At 63.9% G+C, this 17,784-nt stretch carries 14 protein-coding genes and 1 pseudogene; 5 read left to right on the top strand and 10 right to left on the bottom strand.

The annotated features are described in order from the left end of the window. Window positions 1-6 precede the first annotated feature (6 nt). Window positions 7-825 (bottom strand): sugar phosphate isomerase/epimerase family protein, encoded by an 819-nt coding sequence (locus tag ACQ4W7_RS00430; protein ID WP_426071467.1) that lies wholly within the window; start codon window positions 823-825, stop codon window positions 7-9. After that, a complete protein-coding gene (locus ACQ4W7_RS00435; RefSeq protein WP_436527708.1) occupies window positions 825-1,664 on the bottom strand; it encodes a phytanoyl-CoA dioxygenase family protein in 840 nt (279 codons plus the stop codon). The genes ACQ4W7_RS00430 and ACQ4W7_RS00435 overlap by 1 nt, the downstream gene beginning before the upstream one ends. A gap of 109 nt (window positions 1,665-1,773) precedes the next feature. Here ACQ4W7_RS00435 and ACQ4W7_RS00440 point away from each other — a divergent pair, with 109 nt between their 5' ends. Next, the gene (locus ACQ4W7_RS00440) at window positions 1,774-2,733 is read left to right on the top strand and encodes a LysR family transcriptional regulator (protein WP_436527710.1); all 960 of its coding nucleotides are present in this window, start codon (window positions 1,774-1,776) and stop codon (window positions 2,731-2,733) included. Window positions 2,734-2,736: 3 nt separating this feature from the next. On the opposite strand, the gene ACQ4W7_RS00445 is transcribed toward ACQ4W7_RS00440, so the two are convergent. Beyond that, window positions 2,737-3,807, bottom strand: coding sequence for a M29 family metallopeptidase (locus tag ACQ4W7_RS00445; RefSeq protein WP_426071470.1), 1,071 nt, complete (start codon window positions 3,805-3,807; stop codon window positions 2,737-2,739). A gap of 290 nt (window positions 3,808-4,097) precedes the next feature. Between ACQ4W7_RS00445 and ACQ4W7_RS00450 the strand changes: the two genes are divergently transcribed. Next, complete coding sequence (locus ACQ4W7_RS00450; RefSeq protein WP_426071471.1) at window positions 4,098-4,544, top strand: hypothetical protein; 447 nt, start codon at window positions 4,098-4,100, stop codon at window positions 4,542-4,544. A 117-nt stretch (window positions 4,545-4,661) separates the two neighbouring features. On the opposite strand, the gene ACQ4W7_RS00455 is transcribed toward ACQ4W7_RS00450, so the two are convergent. Beyond that, window positions 4,662-4,829 (bottom strand): hypothetical protein, encoded by a 168-nt coding sequence (locus ACQ4W7_RS00455; RefSeq protein ID WP_436527712.1) that lies wholly within the window; start codon window positions 4,827-4,829, stop codon window positions 4,662-4,664. A 235-nt stretch (window positions 4,830-5,064) separates the two neighbouring features. On the opposite strand from ACQ4W7_RS00455, the gene ACQ4W7_RS00460 reads away from it, so the two are divergent. Further along, complete coding sequence (locus ACQ4W7_RS00460; RefSeq protein WP_436527714.1) at window positions 5,065-5,826, top strand: hypothetical protein; 762 nt, start codon at window positions 5,065-5,067, stop codon at window positions 5,824-5,826. A 72-nt stretch (window positions 5,827-5,898) separates the two neighbouring features. On the opposite strand, the gene acpA is transcribed toward ACQ4W7_RS00460, so the two are convergent. Next, window positions 5,899-8,031 (bottom strand): acid phosphatase, encoded by a 2,133-nt coding sequence (acpA, locus tag ACQ4W7_RS00465; RefSeq protein ID WP_436527716.1) that lies wholly within the window; start codon window positions 8,029-8,031, stop codon window positions 5,899-5,901. Between the two features lie 166 nt (window positions 8,032-8,197). Between acpA and ACQ4W7_RS00470 the strand changes: the two genes are divergently transcribed. Both ACQ4W7_RS00470 and ACQ4W7_RS00475 read left to right on the top strand, forming a co-directional pair. Then, window positions 8,198-9,484: a cytochrome-c peroxidase gene (locus ACQ4W7_RS00470; RefSeq protein WP_436528275.1), complete on the top strand. Its 1,287-nt coding sequence runs from the start codon at window positions 8,198-8,200 to the stop codon at window positions 9,482-9,484. Between the two features lie 137 nt (window positions 9,485-9,621). After that, a complete protein-coding gene (locus ACQ4W7_RS00475; RefSeq protein ID WP_426071475.1) occupies window positions 9,622-9,951 on the top strand; it encodes a hypothetical protein in 330 nt (109 codons plus the stop codon). 57 nt (window positions 9,952-10,008) lie between these two features. Here ACQ4W7_RS00475 and ACQ4W7_RS00480 read toward each other — a convergent pair whose 3' ends face one another. The 5 genes and pseudogenes from ACQ4W7_RS00480 to ACQ4W7_RS00500 form a co-directional block, all read right to left on the bottom strand. Further along, window positions 10,009-11,859 carry a sensor domain-containing diguanylate cyclase gene (locus ACQ4W7_RS00480; protein ID WP_436528277.1) on the bottom strand — a complete coding sequence of 617 codons (1,851 nt, stop codon included), beginning with the start codon at window positions 11,857-11,859 and terminating at the stop codon, window positions 10,009-10,011. A 391-nt stretch (window positions 11,860-12,250) separates the two neighbouring features. Further along, window positions 12,251-12,601, bottom strand: a pseudogene (locus tag ACQ4W7_RS00485) (methyl-accepting chemotaxis protein); the annotation flags it as partial. Between the two features lie 374 nt (window positions 12,602-12,975). Next, window positions 12,976-14,793: an ABC transporter ATP-binding protein gene (locus tag ACQ4W7_RS00490; RefSeq protein WP_436527718.1), complete on the bottom strand. Its 1,818-nt coding sequence runs from the start codon at window positions 14,791-14,793 to the stop codon at window positions 12,976-12,978. Next, window positions 14,783-16,534: an ATP-binding cassette domain-containing protein gene (locus ACQ4W7_RS00495; protein ID WP_436527720.1), complete on the bottom strand. Its 1,752-nt coding sequence runs from the start codon at window positions 16,532-16,534 to the stop codon at window positions 14,783-14,785. Before ACQ4W7_RS00495 ends, ACQ4W7_RS00490 begins: the two co-directional genes overlap by 11 nt. Before the next feature lie 165 nt (window positions 16,535-16,699). Next, entirely contained in the window at window positions 16,700-17,617 is a 918-nt protein-coding gene (locus tag ACQ4W7_RS00500) for a phasin family protein (protein ID WP_436527722.1), read from the bottom strand. Window positions 17,618-17,784 lie beyond the last annotated feature (167 nt).

Consider the following 17,784-nt stretch of genomic DNA (forward strand, 5'->3'; position numbering starts at 1 on the left):
TTCCGTTCAGTCTTGGTAGCGCTGGCGCAGCAGTTCGAGCATGGCGACATTCTGTTCCCACGCGTCGCTCACCGGTTGCTGCGTCCAGGGCAGGGTTTGCGTGTATGGCGCGGGGCCGAATTCCGGCGTGAATGTCATGCGCTCGGCGCCGGCTGCGCGGCGCAGGGCGACGATGGTATCCCACCACGCCAGGTGGGCATCCAGCGCTGCCTTGGCTTCCGGCGCACGGAAGTCGGCCACCTGCGGCCCTTGTGCATGACCCACGCGCGCATGCACGTGGCGCACCAGCGGCAGCACCTGCGCCAGGGTTGGCGGCTGGTCTTCCAGCAAGGATTCGCAGGCGCAGCACCAGTGCGACAGGTCGGCCGTCAGCGGCAATTGCGGATACTGCGCCAAATAGGGCAGCAGCAGCATCGGGTGGCCGCTGAAGCGGCTGCGGTGGATCTCATGCACGATGGGCACACCGTGCTTTTCCGCGATGGCGGCGGCCAGATCGAGCAGCTCTGCGTTTTGTGCCTGGCTGTAGTAATCCTTGCCCGTGTGCGTGTTGACCAGCACGGGACGCGCCAGGCAGGCGTTTTCCAGCAGTTCCGCGAGGGCGGCGCGGTGCTGCTCGAAGTCGCGGTGGAACACAGTTTCCCATTGCGCGGCGATCAGTTCCAGGCCTGCTTGCGCGATGCGGTCCGTCCATTCCTCGCGCAGGGCAGCGTCCAGCGGCAGCGACATTTCAATGCCGTCGAAACCGGCCGCCAGCACCTTGTCGATGAAGACCTCGGGCGCCAGGTGGTTATTGCCCCAGTGGGCGGCGTAGACTTCGATGCGCATCAGACGAAGCCCCGCACAGGGAACGCCGCGTCGCGCTGGATCCAGTTGTGGGCTGCGTATGCGGTCTGGCCGTCCGTCGCATGCAGGGTATAGGCGTGGCGCGAGACGGGCGAGCGGTTCGGCGCGCTGTAATGGGGCAGCAAGCCGTGGAAGCAGACCAGGGCACCGGCTTTCACTTCCAGCGGCACGGCCGTGCTGTCGTCGGGCCACGGCATGGTATCGAGTTTTTCCACGCGCACGGCGTCGCCGTTGCGGATGAAGCGTTCGCGCAAGGGGCCGCGGTGGCCGCCCGGTTCCGCCCACAGGCAGCCATTGTCCAGGGTCGCGTCTTCCAGCGCGAACCAGAAGGTGGTCACGCTGATGGGCGTGGTCTCGAAATACGTGGCGTCCTGGTGCCAGCGCACTTCGCCGCCGATGCCGGGCTGCTTGAAAATGTACATCGATTGCCATACCTGCGCGTCTGCCAGGCCCAAGTCGCGCGCCACTTCGGCCAGCTTCGGGTCGGCCGAAAAAGCGCGGAAGACGGGATCCAGGTCATGCATGGCGTGGCCGATCTTGTTGATCGACAGCGATTTCGCCTGCTTTAACTGGCCGTCCGCGCCGAACGCTTCTTCCTCGAAGAAGCAGCGGATGGTGTTGTCGGAAGCGAGAAAATAGTCGTTGGTGTTTTTGGCCTGGTCGCGCGTGGTGAAGATGGACTGGCTGACGCTAGGATCGAATTCGTTGACAATCTGCTCGGCGCGCGCGCGCAAGGAGGCGATTTCGTCCGCGCCCTTGAAATCGGGCAAGATGATGTAGCCGTCGCGTTGGTATTGTTCTTGTTGTGATTGATTCAGCATGGCGGCGGCTCCGGAGGTCAATGGAAAGCGCCATTGTAGGATGGGCGAAGGCGGCAAACAATTGGCAGTAGGTTGACAGATTGTCGCTAAAACGAAGACAATATTTGATATGGATCAACTAAAAGCGATGGAAATTTTTGTCGAAGTGGCGCGCCAGCGCAGCTTCACTGTGGCCGGCCAGCGCCTGGGCCTGACGCGGGCCATGGTCAGCAAGACCATCATGCAGCTGGAAGAACGCCTGCATGCGCGCCTGCTGCACCGCTCCACGCGCGAAGTGAGCTTGACGGATGCGGGGCGTGCCTACCTGGCGCCGTGCATGGCCACCGTCAGCCAGGCGCAAGAAGCGGCGCGCATGGTGGCGCACGTGGCGCAGGCCGGTGCGGGGGCGGAGCTCGCCGGGCCGCTGCGCATCCAGGCGCCATCGAGTTTCGGTAGCGTGTGGTTGGCCGACGCTGTCGCCCGTTTCAGCCTGCTGCACCCGCAGGTGCAGGCCGAGTTGTTTGTCGACGATGCGCTGCTCGATCCGATACGCCATGGTTTTGACTTGACCATCCGCGTGGGCGGCATCCCGGACAGCAGCGCGCTGGCCATGCGACCGCTGGCGCCGTGCCGCGCAGTGCTGTGCGCCAGTCCCGCCTACCTGGCGCAGTGGGGTGTGCCGCAGACGCCGCAAGAGCTACTGAAGCACCAGTGCCTGCATTTCAGCCATCTGACCGATGGCACGAACTGGCATTTCCAGCGCGGGGTGGGCGACAAGCAAGAAGAGGTGAGCGTGCGCGTGCAGGCGGGCTTCACGGCGAACAATGGCCTGGTGCTGCACCAGGCGGCGCAGCGGGGGCTCGGTATCGTCTACAGCACTACCTTCCTCGCCTGGCGCAATCTGCTCGACGGCAGCCTGATGCCCGTGCTGTCCGGCTGGGACCTGCCGCTGAATCACTTGAGCGCCCTGTATCCGGCCAGCCGCCAGCCATCGCCCAAGGTGCGCGCGCTGATCGATTTCCTGGTGGCCGAATACCAGCCCGTGCCGCCTTGGGACCGCGAGCTGGAGGCGGCGGGATTCTTCAACTGACGGTCAGTTGAAGGCGACGGGTTCCAGCGTCCACGCACCATCCGCATACACGCGCTCGTCGTCCAGATAAACGGCTTCGGTGACAGCGAAGATGTCGACATGGTAGCGCGCATCCTTGCGCTTGAATTGCGGTTTGGTGTAGACGCCATGTTTGGCGCCCAGCGACAAATGGATGCCGCACATGCGTTCATACGTACCGATATCGTTGACCAGCTGCTCGCGCGAAAAGGCGCGGTTCATGCCGAAGCCCAGTTCGCGCACCCACACGTCGCCTTCGTGGGCGCGAATGATTTCCAGCATGGCGGTAAATTCTGGCGTGGCGTGTTCGGTGCCCGTCACGCGGCCCTTCTCGATGATCAGGGTAATCGGCGTATCGGGGCGGTTGACCATGAAGTGCGTATCGCCAAAGACAAAGATGCGCACGCGGCCATTCACCGCTTCCAGGTCCTGCGCTTCCGTAAACACTTCGCCCAGGGGGAACTGGCCGCCAATATTGTTCATGCCGCTGTAGTCGCCGATATTCAGCTTGGCCGATTCGAACGGTGAGGCGAACACCAGTTGCTCTCCGCCGCTGTCGACCATGCCATGACGGGCGCGGTCGATGCGCGCCTTGAGCGCATGTCCCACGCCCCGGTAGTAGGCCGGGTCGTAGGCCAGCGAAGCGATGTAGTGCAGTCCCTGCACGCCAGGCATGCGCGACAAATGCACGTGTTCGATCACTTTCAAGCCCCGCTTGAAAAGCTCGATGCGGATGCGGAACGCTTCCAGGCGGAAGCTGGTCGACTGGATCAGCACGACGAGGCTGCCGGCCGGCAGTTCGGCAAACGCGGCCAGCACGGCGTCGGGCGTGACCTCGTCGAAATCGATGAAGCTCGCGTCCGGCAAGGCCTGGCGATAGGCTTCCGTCAACACGACGTTGAGCCAGCTGCGCTTGTCGCAGACGATCAGCGCCGGTTCGTCCGGGCGGTGACAGATGGCCATGGCCAGCAGGTCGGCCACGTTTTGCGCGGCCACTTCGGTGGCGGCGGCGCTGATGGCATCGAGCCGGCTGGTGTCATTCTCGGGAAGCGTCATGGTGCGGATTTCGTCTGGCGTATAGTAAACCAGGCATTATAAGGCGATTGCCGGGCGTGTCGTCGATACTGCGCCGTTTCAGGCTTGCTTCTGTGGCAGGGATGCTCAAGCCCCACCGGGGAAGGCCGATTATCTTGTGTAGTGCTGTATGGCAATGTATTATTTGTAAAACAGGCCAGATACACGAGCGGCATGCGGCGTGTACGCATGGCGGTTTTTGCAATATGATGCAGGACGACACCCTCCTGATAAGGATGGTGCAATGAATAGACTTCGACGAGTGTGATGCGATGAGTGTGATTGGACAAGATATTCCGATGGAACGGCCCGATGCGGATGGCCGCGCGGCCCTGCTTGTGCCCATTGCAAGCGTCAAGGAAGATGTGCTGTTGACGATACGCAGGGGCGCGGCCATCGTCGGCTTCGCCAACCACGACCGTACCGTCACCGTGTATTTTGAAAGCAACCGTTTCGACGATCCTGCGCTGGCGAAGTGGGAACACAAGGCGCGCAAGGCCTATGATCGCCTGATCGATAATGCCCCCACCGTATCGAAGCTCACCACCAGCCCCGCCAATTTCGAGCAAATCGGCTATATCAATGGCAAGGGCATCACCATCCGCCATATGGATAGCCTGAAACGCTGGCTGACGTATTCGGAGGCGATGCAGACTTGCCCCGAGAATGAGATTATTCCCCGCACTGTTATCGCCAAAGCCGAAAGCGTCAAAGTCTGATTTCGACGTGGCGCCCAGCCCTGGGCATTTTTCAGGCGTTCATGGCATGCGGACGATTAGGCAGGGCGTTATTGTTGCCTTTGCTTTGCCTTGCTGTACTGGCTGACTGTACCCTCCCTACACCACGATAATATTCGCCTGCGCCTGGAGCGGGCAGGGCTGCTTGCCTTCGGCGATCGGCCGGCCTGGCGTGGTCTCTCCTCCCAGCGCCAGGTCGTCGTGCCGTTTTTGCCGTCGCGTAAGGTAATATTGCGACAAGGCGCAGCCGGGATCTGGCGACAGCATTGGCCGCTGCGCTCGCCAAGAGGAATGACGATATGAACCAGCAAGACGTGCGCAGGGCGACGGGGCGCACCCAGGAAAAGGTTGGAATGTGCTTGAAAAAGTGAATGAACGTTGTATTAACGCCGCTTGCGGCCGGGAATTGCTGCTGCGCGTGGCTTGTTGTCCATTTTGCGGCACGCGCCAGGCGGCCGAACCCATTGTTTTGCAGAAAGTAGTGCCGCCGCCGGTGCCGCGCATGCCACCACCACCGCCGGTGCCCGTCGTCCCGCCCGATCCTGTGCCGCCGCCCGCGCCGCAGTCTGCTCCCGCTCCCAAGCCCGTTCCGCCGCCGGTTTCCGTGCCAGCCAAGGCGCCGCCCGCGAAACCGGCCGCCAAGGGTTCAGTACCGCCGCCGCGCCCGCCCGTGCGCTTGCGCACCTGGATCGCGGCGGCCTTGGTACTGACCGGTATCTGGTTCTTCAACAAGCCCGCCGACAAGCCGGCCAGCGTGGCGGAACAGGTCGAGGCCGCCACTGCGCTGGCGGCGCAGTGCGACCTGGACGGGGCGCGCAGTACGCTGGCCATGCTGAAAAGCGCCAAGGCGCCCGCCGCGCACCTCAAGCGCTTGCAAGCGACCATTACCAAGTCGGCCGCCGCGTGCGACCGGCAACAGCAGCGGGCACAGGCATGGACGGCGCTGCAAGACGGCGTCAAGCAGGCGCTCGATGCGGGCAAGCCGGATCTGGCCGCCACGCGCCTGGCCATCTACGTGAAACGTTGGGGCGACGATCCCGACAGCCTGGAACTCGACGCCAAGGTGAAAGTGGCGCAAGCCAGCGCCCAGCTCGACGTGGCCGACACTTGCCTGGCCAGGTCGGACCGCGCCTGCCTGGAAAGCAGCCTGATCGCCGCCGAGCGCTACAAACGGCCGGAACTGGTGGCGCGCACGCAGGCGCTGCGCACGGCCTTGTCGCAACTGCTCGAGCGTTCGCTGCTGGACGCGGCGCCGGGACAATAACCTGGCGCCAGCAGCTAAAGCGCCCGCCGCGGCCAGGCCGGGCGGGCGTCGTATTGCCGTTTGAACCGACGCTTACTCTTGCGGCACCAACGCAAGCGCCGCGCTGAAGTCGCCCATCGGCTTGCCGCCGTTGGCCACCAGTGCCTTGTCGCGTAGCGTCAAACCGTCGAGCACGGGCAGGGCAAAGCGGTGCGTGATGGCGCGCAGGATCGAGGCCGAATCGTATTGCGTATGGTCAACCAAGCCCTTTTTCACGTACGGCGAGACGAGGATGGCCGGCACGCGCGTGCCCGGCCCCCAGCGGTCGCCCTTCGGCGGCGCGGCGTGATCGTAGAAGCCGCCGTTTTCATCGTAGGTGACGATGACCAGCATGTTTTTCCACTGCGGACTCTTTTTCAGCTGGGCGATGACGCTGGCGATATGCGCGTCGCCGTCGGCCACGCTGGCGTAGCCCGCATGCTGGTTCAAATTGCCCTGCGGCTTGTAGAAGGCCACGGGCGGCAGCTTGCCGGCGCTGGCGTCGCTGAGGAACTGGCTGTCGAAGTCGCGCAGGTGGGCGGCGCGGTAGCCGGGCGCTTTCACCGGGTCCATATTGGCAAAGTAATTGAACGGCTGGTGATGGAACTGGAAGTTCGGCGGATTCGGGAAGCTGCCAGCGCGCGCGCTGGCCGTGGCCAGGGCCGTCGTATCGTTCCAGGCGCCCGCATACCAGGCCCAGTCGATGTTCTTGCCAGAGAGCAAGTCGCCGATATTCGTCTGCGTCTGCTGCGGCAGGGTGTTGGCTTTGCCCGTGTCCGCATACAGCTTGCTGCTGTCGCCGGACGCGGGGGCGTTGCTGCTGGGCTGGAACGGCGGCTGCATGGTATTGACGGCGTAGAACATGCCCGTGCTGTCGGCCGGCGTCAGCGCGCCGTCGTTGGCATAGGCGGGCGCGCCGTTCAGGACCGTGTTGGGGGCCGTGGCGGATGGCGTCAGGCGCACGAAGTTACCGTTGGCATCGACGTCGATCTTGGCAATCGAGCCCTTGGCTACCGAGGTGTCGGCGTTCGGATAGGTGGGCGCGCAGGCGCAGATCAGGTACTGGTGCGTGAGGAAGGAGCCGCCGAAGGCGCCGATGAACAGATTGTCGGCCAGCGCATATTGTTTGGCGATGTCCCACAGCTGCATCTTGCTGCCGTCGTAATAGCCCATGGACAGGCCGCCCGCATCGGAATAGGCCGCGAACTTGTCGTTGGCGCCACCGTTGATCTGCATCTGGTTGTTGTAGAAACGGTGCACCAGGTCGCGCGTGATCACCGATTGCGGCAGGTACAGGGGGCTGCTGGCGTCATCGATCTGGAATGGTTTGTTCGGCAGGTTGGCCGATTGCGCCTGGGTGATGACGGTGCTCTGGCCAGCCGCCGTCATGCCGCCCCAGGTCGGCGGCAGCACGGGCAGGGTGCTGCCGTCGATGTCTTTTTGCGGCACGTAGGCGGCGCTGGAGGTGGGGTTGACGCCCGGCACGCCGTTGGCGCCCGGGAACAGGCCGTACAGATTATCGAAACCGCGGTTTTCCGCGTAGATGACGACGATGGTCTGGATGTTGTTCAGCGCCAGTGCGCCGTTCAGGGCGGCCAGCGCGTCGGCGGGCGCCGCCTGTGTGCTGGCGCTGGCGATCAAGGCCGTCACGCTGGCGTTTTCCGCCTTCAGTTTCGCCAGTTCGTCGCCGCTGGCCTTGTTGAAGTCGGACGCCAGGCCCGCTTCGGACACGCCCAGGCGCGCGGCCAGCTTGCTGCTGGCGGCCGTAAAGTCGCTGCCGTTGCCGTCCATAATTTGCGCCAGTTCCGTCGACAGGGCGCTGACGAAGGCGCTGTGCCCGGCGGGTGCGCGCAGCAGCAGTTTTTGCGTGACCTTGCTGCCTGCGTCGCCGATGGTTTCATGGCGGATGGCATCCGTGCCGATGGTCACCAACACGGCGCCTTGGCCATCGAGCGTATAGCTGCCGTCGGCCGCCGTGCGTACGGCGGCCGAGCCGCTGTCGCAGGTCAGCTTGGCGATGCTGCTTTCCAGGCACACCTGGGCGTTCTCATAGTAGCTGCCGATCACCTGGCCGGTGGTGCTGGGCGTGATCGCGTAGTCGCTGCCGCAGGCGGCCAGGCCCAGCGACAGCAGCAAGGGCAGGGGACGTAAAGAGGGGCGTAAAGCGGTTTTGGCGTGCAAGTTCATGTTCGTGCCTTCTGGATGGAAAACGTCGCATGCTAGGCAGGCAATATGTCAGCTCTGTGACATGTCAGCGCCTGTTACATGACGTAATGTACGGACTTGATACATTAGGTTTTGCAGGGACTTGTCACGCAGTTGTCACATGCCGTTGCTACGCTGCCAGCCCATGATGAAACCGATACCCTCTCTGCTGCTGGCTGCAATAAGCGCGACCTGTGTGCTTTCCGCCTGCCAGCCAGCGCCGCCGAAAGACGCCCAGGCCGCGTCCGCGCCCGCCTACCTTGCCGGGGCCTACACGCCCACCCTGAAACGCCAGCCTTCGGTGGCGGCAATGACGGCCATGGGCCGCGCCATGTTTTTTGAACCCAGCCTGTCCGTGTCGGGCAAGCTGGCCTGCGCCAGCTGCCACAGTCCGGAACACGCGTATGGTCCGCCGAACGCGCTGGCGGTGCAGCTGGGCGGCCCGGAGTTGAAGGACGCGGGCACGCGTGCCGCGCCCTCGCTGCGCTACCTCCAGAACGCGCCCGCATTTACCGAACATTTTCATGATGACGATGGCGACGACGGCGTCGACGCGGGTCCCACGGGCGGGCACAACTGGGATGGCCGCGCCCAGTCCGGCCACGAACAGGCGCTGGCGCCCTTGCTGTCACCGCGCGAGATGGGCAACCGCGACGCGGCCGCCGTCGTCGCCAAGTTACGGGCCGGCCCCCTGGCGGCGCAGTTCCGCCAGACGTATGGCGCGGATATCTTCGAACAGCCTGGCCAGGCGTTGCGCTGGGCGCTGATGTCGCTGGAAGTGTTCCAGGAAAGCCCGTTGGACTTCTATCCGTACACCAGCAAGTACGACGCCTTCCTGCGCAAGCAGGCCAGCTTGACGCCGCAGGAAGCGCGCGGCCTGGCCCTGTTCAACGCTGAAGCGAAGGGCAATTGCGCATCCTGTCATATCAGCCGGATCTCGCCCGGCGGCGCCTTTCCACAATTTACCGACTACGGCTTGATCAATATCGGCGTGCCGCGCAATGCCAAACTGCCGGCGAATGCCGACCCGGCGTTCTTTGACCTGGGATTGTGCGGTCCGGATCGCACCGACTTGATGGAGCACAAGGAATACTGCGGCAGTTTCAAGACGCCGTCCCTGCGCAACGTCGCCCTGCGCAAGGTGTTTTTCCACAACGGCAGCTTTGACAGCCTGGAGCAGGTGTTGCGTTTTTACGTACAGCGCGACACGGCGCCACAAAAATGGTATCCGAAAGATAAGAGTGGCAAGGTGCACAAATACAACGATCTGCCGCCCGGCCTGGACGCCAACGTGAACCAGGAGGCGCCGTTCGACCGCCAGCCGGGCCAGGCGCCCGCCCTGAACGAAAGGGAAATCGCCGACGTGATTGTCTTCCTGCATACCTTGACGGATGGCTATCATGCCCCCCATACGGCGCTGGGAAAACATGGCTGAAAAATATCAAGATACCATTGCTTACAACTACGCCATAAAAGCCTGTTTTTATGTGCGTTAGCGCACGCTAGAAAATTTTAGGCAGGTGTATATTGCGAACTGATTTGTGTCTTTTGATAATAATGAAAGGGAATATCATGAAAGTAAGCAAAAATTGGATGACCGTGTGCGCCGCCGGGATGATGGTCGTGGCACTGGCTGCCTGCCAGAAGAAGGACGATGTTGCTGCCGGTCCTGCGGAACAAGCGGGTCAGAAGATCGATGCGGCCGCTGCCAAGGCTGAAGCCGACATCAAGGCCGCCGCTAGCAAAGCTGACGCTGCCGTGAGCCAGGCCGCTGCCGATACGGGCGCCAAGATGGACCAGGTCGCCGCTGACGCCGACAAGAAAATGAGCGAAGCGGCCGATGCGGTCGGCAAGAAAGTGGAAAAAGCCGGCGAAAAGATGCAGGACGCCGCGCACAAGTAATCCTCGTAATAAGCGCGCCAGGGCCGATCGCTGTCGGCCCGGCGCCCGCAGCTGCCGTCAAATGATGGCAGCTGCAGCGACGCCATCGCTGGCGTCAGCCTGCCTGCGATGCGCCGCACTCGCTGTATCCGCACCGTCCGTAACGTTCGTTCCCCCCAGCACCACGCTCAAATCGACAAAGCCGTCGCGCCATGCGCGTTCCAGGTCTTGCTCCACCGCTTCCAGCGTAGTTCTTTCCACCTGCTGAAAACCGCGCAAGCCATACGCCCGGTTGCGCCCGTGCGCCTTGGCTAGGTACAACGCCATGTCGATCAGGTTGACGCTGCGTTCCCACGTGAGCGGCCGTCCCTGCGGCGCCAGCGGATAGGGCGCAAAGCCCACGGAAACGTGCACCTGGATAGCTTGCCCCTGGTAATGGACGTCTTGCGCGGCGATGCCGTTGAGGATGCGCCGCGCGATATCGTCGAGTCCGTCGCGCGCGACGGCAGGCAGGAAGGCGAGGAATTCCTCGCCGCCCCAGCGCACGATCATGTCCGTTTCGCGCAACACGTCGTGCAGCGTTTCGGCGATCGTCGTCAGCACCAGGTCGCCCGCCGCATGGCCGTAACGGTCGTTGATGTGCTTGAAATGGTCGACATCGAGCAGGAACAGCGCGCCCACGACATCGGCGCCGGCGTAGGCCGGTAGCGGCTTGCCCGCATGGCTGCGCATGAATTCCTGGAAATGGCGGCGGTTGTACAGGGCCGTCAGCGGGTCGCGCGAGCTCTGGCGCTTGAGTTCCTGGTTCTTGACTTTCAGCTGCACGTTCGCGTGGTGCACTTTGCGGTACAGCAAGCCGACGATGACGGACGCCATGGCCAGCACCAGCGCCAGCAACCACCACACGCGCTGCTGCAGGCGGCGGTTGTCGATTTCCGTGCTCTTGAGCTGATTTTCGCGGCTCAGCAGCTCGATCTGGCGCTGCTTCTTCTCCGCCGCATACTTTTCCTGTAATTCATACACGGCCTTTTGCCGCTGCTTCTCGAACAGCTGGTTGGAAATGCCCCGCTCGCGGTGGTATGCCGTGACGGCGCCGCGCATGTCCCCCGCCTTTTCCAGCGCCATGCCGTACTCCAGCAGCACGGCCTGCATGTCCGGCTGGTTGGCCGTGCGCTCGTAGTAGGCCAGGCCCGTGGCCACGCTTTGCTTGCCTTCCTGCAGATGTCCCTGGCCGATCAGCGCCTGGCCGATGTTCAGGCGCGCCGTCGCCTCCACCTGTTCATTGTTGACCAGGCGCCCCGCCGTGATGGCTTCATGCGCATAGCGCAGGGCACGCGCATAGTCGTTTTCCTTCAGATAGCTGTCCGACAGATTGACGAGCGTAACGGCCACCATGCCGCGCGCGCCCAACTGGCGTTCCAGCGCCAGGGCGGCCAGCAGGGCGCGCTGGCCCCGCTGCGGCTGTTGCGCGTCGAGCGCCAGCCCGTATTCCGTATTCTTCGCCTGCGCCATGCGGCCCGGTGAGGCCAGGGTGGCCGAGACGGCGAGCAGCTCATCGAGCACTTCGAAGCCCTTGTCGTATTCGCGCATCTGCGTGTGCAGCAGGGTGAGGGCATTCAGGGCGGCGGCCAGGCTGGAGGGGGAATTGCTCTGGCGCGCCAGATCCACGGCCGCCTGCAGCTTGGCCAGCGCGAACGGGAAATTGCCTTCCTCGGCCAACGACTGTCCCGCGCTGATGGTGGCCTGCACGCGCACGGGCAGGTCGTCCGTGCGGTTGGCGATCTTTTCCGCTTCGAAGGCCAGCAGGTGCGAGGCGCGGCGTTCGTTCCTGGCAAACGTGATGTAAGCCTTGCTGAGCATGCCTTTCGCCAACGCCACGTCGCTCTTGTGCAGGCGGGCGTAAGCGATCAATTCGTCGGCCAGCTGCATGGCGAGATCGTTCTGCCCCAGGCGCATGCGGACGGTGCTCAGTTGGGTAAGGAATTCCGCGCGCACTGGCAGGGGTGCGCTGCGCGCCCGCGTTTCCACCTCTTGCAGGCGCTCGAGCGCGCGCGCGGGCATGAAGCGGCCATCCTCGCGCACGGCGAAGAGGTGCTGCTCCAAGTCATCCTGAGCGCAGGCGAGCAAGGGCAGCAGGCAGGCCAAAGCCAGCAGCCAGTGTACCCCTCGCCGTGATGCCAGTTTCTCTTTACCTGCCAACGTGCCGCCTCCGCAATGACCGACTTGATTTGCAAAGATTATATTCTGTTGCAATCAAGAAATATCATGGCGCGCGTAGATTTTTGTGAAAGTGGACGCGTAGGTGTCGGAAAAGGCCGCTTCAGTGCAGGGCGAGGACCGTCCGGTCCGATGGCGCATCCCTCAGACAGAAGATGGCGACAGCCTTGATCAAGGCCTGGGCCTGCTCTTGCAGGCTCTCGGCGGCCGCCGCCTGCTCCACCAGGGCAGCGTTCTGTTGCGTGATGTCGTCCATTTGCGTGACGGCCTGGTTGACCTCGCTGATGCCGGCGCTTTGCTCGTGGCTGGGGCTGGTGATCTCGCCCATGATGGCATCCACTTTCTTGATCGAATCCACCACCAGCGTCATGGTGCGGCCGGCTTCGTCGACCAGCTTGCTGCCGGCGTTGACCCGCTCCACCGATGCGCCGACCAAGGTCTTGATTTCCCTCGCCGTCTGCACGGCCGCGCTCGTGCATTGATCGAGCAGCGTGAGAAATTCCCACCGGCTGCCTGATCTTGCCCTTGTTGCGTTGGTATTCGGCATCGTGCATGATCTTGCTGGCCATTTCCAGGTCGGGCGGCCCCGTCTTGCTAAACCTGCCGCTGCCGTCGTCGAACAAACCTTTGACGGCGTTCATCTCGATCACCTCAGTCTTAATCAGTCCGTCTGAATTGGCCTGGGCCTCTGCAGTTTGGCGAATTCATGTTCGCTGAAGCCGGCTTTGCGCATCAGTTCCGTCAACGACACGGCGGGGTCTGTCGCCGCCGGCACGGGCATGCCCGCCGCCACGCAGTCCCAGTAGATGCGCAACGGCGCCGCCTGGCTTACACCGCCAATTGCTGCAGCAGGTACAGGCGCTGGTACAAACCGCCCTCTATCTGCATCAGTTCCTCGTGCGGTCCCGCCTCCGTGATGCGGCCATGGTTGAGCACGATGATCCGCTCGGCGTCGCGGATGGTTGACAGGCGGTGGGCGATGGCGATGATGGTGACCTTGCCGCGCAATTCGTTGAGGGCCAGCTGCACGATCTGCTCCGTCTGGCTATCGATGCGCGAGGTCGCTTCGTCGAGCAGCAAAATGCGCGGCTGGCCGGCCAGCGCGCGGGCAATCGCAATCAGCTGCTTTTGTCCCGACGACAGGCGCGAGCCGCCTTCGCCCAGCGGCGTGTCGTAGCCGTGTTCCAGCGCGGCGATGAAGTCGTGCGCATGCGCGGCGCGCGCTGCCGTCTCGATCTGCTGCTGCGTGTAGCCGCGGCCCATGTCGATGTTTTCGCGCGCCGAGGCGGCCAGCAGAAAAGGATCTTGCGGCACCAGGCCCACGTCGGCGCGGAAATGCTCGTTGTCGATGCTGTCGAGGGCGACGCCATTGATGGCGATGCTGCCCTGCTCGACGGGATAAAAGCGCAGCAGCAAGGAGAGCAAAGTCGACTTGCCGCTGCCCGTGTGGCCGACGATGCCAAAGAAGGCACCTTGCGGGATGGTCAGCGACAGGTCGTGCAGCACGGGCTGGTTTTCCACATAGGCGAAGGTCAGGTTCTTGATATCCACGGCGGGCAGGTCAATGTCCGCTTGCGCATGCCGCAGGGCCGGTGTTACCCTTGTTTCCCTTCCCTGCGCGTGTTCCAGCGCCTGCGCTTCGTCCAGCAGGGCCGAGACGCGCGCCGTCGCCACCACCGACTGCTGCAACTGGCTGAATTGCATGGTGATCTGGATCAGCGGCTCGATCACGCGCGCGATGTAGCTGATGAACGCATACAGCACGCCCACTTCCACGGCGCCCATGTCGCGCCGGCCGAAGCTGAAAATGACGACGGCCAGCAGCACGATGTTGAGCATGTCGAGCGCGGGACGCAGCAGCCAGGCGTTGGCGCGCAACTCCTGCATGCGCGCTGTGTAGTGGTCCTGGTTGATGCCCGTGAAGCGCGCGCCGAAGCGCTTTTCCGCGTTATTCGCCTGCAGCACGCTCATGCCGCCGATCGATTCGGCGATCTGCCCATTGATTTCGCTGCGCAGGGCGCGCGCGCGCGTGACGGCCGGCGCGCTCCAGCGCTGGTATAGGAAGACGATGACCAGCACGGCCGGCAGCAGGGCCAGCACGATCAGCATCAAACGCCAGTCGAGGAAAGCCATGGCGGCCATGGTGCCGACCAGCACGATGGAGCTGTCGAGGATGACGAACAGCACTTGCACGTACAGCGATTTCACCGCTTCCGTGTCATTGGTGACGCGGCTGACCAACTGCCCCGTGATGGCGCGGTCAAAGAACGCCATGGGCAGGCGCAGCACGTGCTGGTAGACGGTTTCGCGCAGGCGCTGCACCGAGCGCATGGCCAGGCCGGACAGACGCACCAGCTGCAGGTAGCGCAGGCCGGAAGCGACCCAGCCCGTGAGCAGGCAGCCGCCCAGCAGCAGCGACATGCGCGTCCAGTCCAGGTGGCGCGGCAGCAGGTGCTGGTCGATCAGGGCCTTGCCCAGGATCGGGCCCGTGACTTCCAGCGCGGCGGCGAGGATCAGCCAGAACGTGGCCCAGTACAAATGGCGCAGGTCGGGCGCGGCGGCGCGGCGCAGCAGGCCGATCGCTTGCGCGGCCTGGCGCCGCACGGATGGCGTGGCGCTGTCCGTTTGGATGGTCTTAGATGGCATTGAGGCTGGCCTCCAGTTGTTGATAGCGCCACTGGCTGGCGTACCAGCCGTCGCGCTGCATCAACGCGTCGTGGTTGCCCGTTTCCGTCACGTGGCCGTCGCGCAGCACCAGGATCAGGTCCGCGTTGACGACGGCGCTCAGACGGTGGCTGGCGATGATGGCGCTGCGCTCGGGACGCTTGCGGCGTAGTTCTTCCAGGTGCTGCAGGATGCGCGTTTCCGTGCCCGTGTCGACGGCGGATAAGGCATCGTCGAGCAGCAGCAAACCGTTGTCGGCCAGGAGAGCCCGGGCAATCGCCACGCGCTGGCGCTGGCCGCCCGACAGGGTAATGCCTTTTTCGCCCACGTGGGTTTGATAGCCGTCGGGGAATTGCAAGATATCGGCGTGGATGTCGGCCAGCTGCGCCGCCCGTTCCACTTCCTCGCGCGTGGCGCCGGGACGGGCAAGGGCGATATTGTCGGCAATGGTGGCGGAGAACAGGAACGATTCCTGCGGCACCCAGCTGATGGCCGCGCGCAGCGCATGCAGGGTGTAGGCGTCGAGCGCGTGGCCATTCCACGTGGCCGTGCCCGCTTGCGGCGTGACCTGGCGCAGCAGCACGCGCAGCAGGGTCGACTTGCCGCTGCCCGTGGGGCCGACCAGGCCCAGGGTCTGGCCCGGCTGCAAGCGCAGCGAAATATGCGACAAGGCGGGCGCCGTCTGGCCCGCGTAGGCAAAGCCGATATCCTGCAATTGCAGGGGGCCGGGCGTGAGCGTGGCGATGCTGCCATGGTCGTCGATGGCCAGCGGCGCGTCCAGCATCGGCTGCAAGCGCTGCCAGGCGGCGCGGCCCCGTTCGATCAGCGAGAGTACCCAGCCGGCGGCGAACATGGGCCAGATCAGCTGGCCCAGGTACATGGAAAAGCTCGTCAGCGCGCCGATGGTCAATTGATCGTGCCACACCAGGTAGCCGCCCAGGCCCAGGGTCAGCGCCGTGGCGGCCGTCAGGGTCAGGCCGACGGCCGGTTCATACGCCGCTTCCCAGCGCTGCGCCGTCAGGCTGGCGTTAGCCGCATGGCCGGCCAGGGTGGAAAACTGGGCGCTGCTGCGCTCTTCCAAGCCCAACGCGCGCAGGGTGCGCACGCCCGACAGCGATTCCTGCACATGGTCGTTCAGCGCGGAAAAGCGATTCAATGAATCCGTCGACGCCGTATGGATATGGCTGGAAATGCGCCAGAAGGCCAGTCCCATCAGCGGGAAGGGCAAGAGGGCGATGCAAGCCAGGCGCCAATCCACGCCCAGCAGCATGATGCCCAGCACCATCAGCAAGGTCAAGGTGCCGTCGAAGCCGGCCAGCATGGCTTCGCCGGCGGCCATTTCGATGGCGTCGATGTCGTTCGTTGCCAGCGCCATCAGGTCGCCCGTGCGCTGGTTCTGGTAAAACGCGGCGCCCTGCTGCGACATGCGCGTGTAGAAGCGCGTGCGCAGCATCACGCCCAGCTGGTAAGCGGCCTTGAACAAGGTGATGCGCCAGCCCACGCGCAGGAAGTAGATGACGACGCCGACGGCGAGCAGGGTCAGCAGCTCAAGCCACAGTTCGGCAGCCGTCATGCGGTGCGCTGCCAGCGCGTCGATGATGGCGCCCACGCGGCGCGGGATCCAGACGGTCAGTGCTGCCACGCCTGTCAGCATGACGGCGGCAGCGGCATACGCCGGACTATGCTGACGCACGAAGCCGGCGATGAGCCTCGATAAACTCATGGTTACCTTTTGTTTTTAGTATTGGGGTGTCGCGGGGTGGAAGGACGGGCACGCGGACGGAAAGTACGCGTAGGATACAACAAGGCGGAAAACTGCGCTGTGGAGGGGGACGCAAAAAACGGGCCGTAGCCCGTTGTGTTGCTGCGCCAGCTTGCTGCGCGATGCTTACTTGCGGCCGCTGCCTTTGCCGCCGCCCAGCATGTCGAGCTGTTTCGGTGGCGTGCCCTTGGGCGCCACTTTGGCTGCCGGCTTGGCGGCTGGCGCAGGGGTGTGCTTCACGGCAACCTTGGCCACGGTCTTGCCGGCGGCGCCGGCCGGTTTGGCGACTGGCTTGCTGGAAGGAAATGGCTTGGCGGCAGGCTTGACGGGTGCTGGCGCGGCGGCTTTCGCTGGCGCAGCGGCGGGGGCAGGTGCTGGCTTGACCGCTTCAGGCTTGGCCGCTGGCTTGGCTTCGACTGCTTTCACGGCGGGCTTGTCGGCAACCTTGTCGGCAATCTTATCGGCAACCTTGGCGGGCGCTGCCGCTGGCTTGGCTGCTGGCGCAGCAACAGTGGCGGGCGCGGGTGGGGCTTTGGCGGCAGGCTTGGCCACTTCGACCGGCTTGGCTGGCGCAGGCTTGGCGGCGGGCACAGGTGCTGCTGCCACTGGCGACGGTGCCGGTGCCGGTGCGGCGGCCGGCTTGGGTGCAGGCGCGACGACGGCCAGCGCCGGCTTGGCCGCTGCCGGGGCGGGGACGGCAGCAGGTGCGGCGGCATCGAGGCGGGCCTTGGCCGAGGCCAGCAATTCAGCCTGGGTGATCGAGGCGATGCCGAACAGCTGGCGGCTGTACGCCAGCAGGCTTTCGATATTCGGCTGCGCCTGGCTGGTGCTGTAGCTGAAGAAGTCGCGCGGATCCTGCGTTGCCAGCAGGTGCTGTGCCGTTTCCGCCGTGTGCGACAGGGCAGCCTTGCCTGCGTTCAGGTTCAGGGCGATGATTTTTTCGGCGCTTTCGAAGACTTTGCTGGTCAGGGTGCTGAAGATTTGCAGCTGGCTTTCCAGTTGCGATTTGGCGGCGCTGGAAATTTGTTCTGGAATCGGAAACATATTTACTCCTTGTACGGATTAAAATGCTGGCAAAACGCTCTGCAAAATCCCGAAAACCAGAGTTGGCCGCGTTTTGTAAAGTGGGTAGCGTGCTGAGTAACTGATCAAAGCCTGATTATGATGCAACGCAATATGAATATTCTAGCGGTGATTCGAGTTAGTTGAAA

This window comes from Janthinobacterium algoris, from assembly GCF_051380935.1.
Lineage (GTDB): Bacteria > Pseudomonadota > Gammaproteobacteria > Burkholderiales > Burkholderiaceae_D > Janthinobacterium.

Coding starts and splice junctions, on each gene's coding strand:
- ACQ4W7_RS00430 (WP_426071467.1), bottom strand. CDS start 825: ATGCGCATCGAAGTCTACGCCGCCCACTGGGGCAATAACCACCTGGCG.
- ACQ4W7_RS00435 (WP_436527708.1), bottom strand. CDS start 1,664: ATGCTGAATCAATCACAACAAGAACAATACCAACGCGACGGCTACATC.
- ACQ4W7_RS00440 (WP_436527710.1), top strand. CDS start 1,774: ATGGATCAACTAAAAGCGATGGAAATTTTTGTCGAAGTGGCGCGCCAG.
- ACQ4W7_RS00445 (WP_426071470.1), bottom strand. CDS start 3,807: ATGACGCTTCCCGAGAATGACACCAGCCGGCTCGATGCCATCAGCGCC.
- ACQ4W7_RS00450 (WP_426071471.1), top strand. CDS start 4,098: ATGAGTGTGATTGGACAAGATATTCCGATGGAACGGCCCGATGCGGAT.
- ACQ4W7_RS00455 (WP_436527712.1), bottom strand. CDS start 4,829: ATGCTGTCGCCAGATCCCGGCTGCGCCTTGTCGCAATATTACCTTACG.
- ACQ4W7_RS00460 (WP_436527714.1), top strand. CDS start 5,065: ATGCCACCACCACCGCCGGTGCCCGTCGTCCCGCCCGATCCTGTGCCG.
- acpA (WP_436527716.1), bottom strand. CDS start 8,031: ATGAACTTGCACGCCAAAACCGCTTTACGCCCCTCTTTACGTCCCCTG.
- ACQ4W7_RS00470 (WP_436528275.1), top strand. CDS start 8,198: ATGAAACCGATACCCTCTCTGCTGCTGGCTGCAATAAGCGCGACCTGT.
- ACQ4W7_RS00475 (WP_426071475.1), top strand. CDS start 9,622: ATGAAAGTAAGCAAAAATTGGATGACCGTGTGCGCCGCCGGGATGATG.
- ACQ4W7_RS00480 (WP_436528277.1), bottom strand. CDS start 11,859: ATGCAGCTGGCCGACGAATTGATCGCTTACGCCCGCCTGCACAAGAGC.
- ACQ4W7_RS00490 (WP_436527718.1), bottom strand. CDS start 14,793: ATGCCATCTAAGACCATCCAAACGGACAGCGCCACGCCATCCGTGCGG.
- ACQ4W7_RS00495 (WP_436527720.1), bottom strand. CDS start 16,534: ATGAGTTTATCGAGGCTCATCGCCGGCTTCGTGCGTCAGCATAGTCCG.
- ACQ4W7_RS00500 (WP_436527722.1), bottom strand. CDS start 17,617: ATGTTTCCGATTCCAGAACAAATTTCCAGCGCCGCCAAATCGCAACTG.